Source organism: Rhizobium sp. GCM10022189 (assembly GCF_042656325.1).
Taxonomy (GTDB): domain Bacteria; phylum Pseudomonadota; class Alphaproteobacteria; order Rhizobiales; family Rhizobiaceae; genus Rhizobium.
Genome location: NZ_JBHSOR010000054.1, coordinates 1 through 512, shown reverse-complemented (window position 1 = coordinate 512; position 512 = coordinate 1). Strand labels below are relative to the sequence as shown.

At 62.7% G+C, this 512-nt stretch carries 1 protein-coding gene; it reads right to left on the bottom strand.

Going from position 1 to position 512, the window contains the following annotated elements; genetic code table 11:
- The coding region (locus tag ACFPWW_RS26100; protein ID WP_377313929.1) for a calcium-binding protein at positions 1-512 on the bottom strand (512 nt) is incomplete at both ends.

Sequence of the window (512 nt, the reverse complement as noted above, 5' to 3'; positions counted from 1 at the left end):
CCGTCCAGCGTGTCGTTGCCGGCACCGCCGATGATCGTGTTGACCAGGGCATTGCCCGTCCCGGCAAAATCGCCGGTGCCGGTGAAGGTCAGGTTCTCGACATTGGCGATGTTGGTCAGCGCATAGGCAGAAAGCGCCGTCTTGATCAGATCCGTGCCTTCGTTGGCAGCTTCGGTCACGACATCGGCAAGATCGTCGACAACATAGGTATCGTTGCCGGCACCGCCGATCAGCGTATCGGCCCCCGCCTTGCCGTCCAGCGTGTCGGCACCCGCCGCACCCCTGATCGTGTTGGCAAGGCTGTTGCCCGTTCCGATGAAGGCCACCGTGCCCGTATAGGTCAGGTTCTCGATGTTGTCGGCAAGCGTATAGGTCGTCGACCCAGCCCTCACCGTATCGATTCCTCCGCCGGCACTTTCGGTAACGACGTCGCCGGCGACATCCACGATATAGGTATCGTCACCCGCTCCGCCGATCAGCGTATCGGCGCCGGCGCCGCCATTCAGCGTGTC